Source organism: Streptomyces sp. MS06 (assembly GCF_047200655.1).
In the GTDB taxonomy this organism is placed as follows: Bacteria; Actinomycetota; Actinomycetes; order Streptomycetales; family Streptomycetaceae; genus Streptomyces.
On the sequence record NZ_JBJZOJ010000161.1, the window covers coordinates 1 to 641 of the forward strand.

The 641-nt window shown below is 67.7% G+C and carries 1 protein-coding gene; it reads right to left on the bottom strand.

Annotated elements, in window-relative coordinates:
* The coding region (locus ACL02U_RS32940) for a transposase (RefSeq protein ID WP_412794682.1) at positions 1-483 on the bottom strand (483 nt) is incomplete at its 3' end.
* Positions 484-641 lie beyond the last annotated feature (158 nt).

Here is a 641-nt window from a genome sequence, read left to right on the forward strand (position 1 = left end):
GGGGAAGCGGGAGTGGTCCAGGGGGCGGTTGCGGAAGGCGGTGAGGCTTTCGTCGAGGTCGCCGCAGATCCGGGAGACCTCGCTCTTGGAGATGCCGGTGTCCGAGCCGAGGGCTTTGACCAGGTCGTCGACGCTGCGGGTGGACACGCCGTGGACGTATGCCTCGATGATGACGGCGTAGAGGGCCTGGTCGACGCGGCGTCGGCGTTCCAGGAGGCTGGGGAAGAAGGTGCCGGCGCGGAGTTTGGGGATGGCGAGTTCCAGGTCGCCGGCCTGGGTGGTCAGGGTCCGTTCGCGGTGGCCGTTGCGGTAGGCGGTGCGGGTCTCGGTGTGCTCGCCCCATGCGGCACCGATGTGCTGTGTCGCCTCGGCTTCTATCAGTTCTTGCAGGACTCGTTCGGCCGCGGCCCGGACGATCTCCAGTCCGTCCGCCGAGCGTAGTGACTCCAGAAGGCGGAGCAGGTCATCATGGGCCAGGGCCATCGTGCACCTCCCGGTCGGATTCACCGTTCACCGTGGAGAGTTGCACGGTGGCCCGTCCTCGTTCAGGGCGTACAAGCGGTCCATCAGGGGCAACGCGGTGGCGAGCCGGGGGCGCACATCGGCCAAGAACGGCTACACCACTTCAAGGGACGCCATCC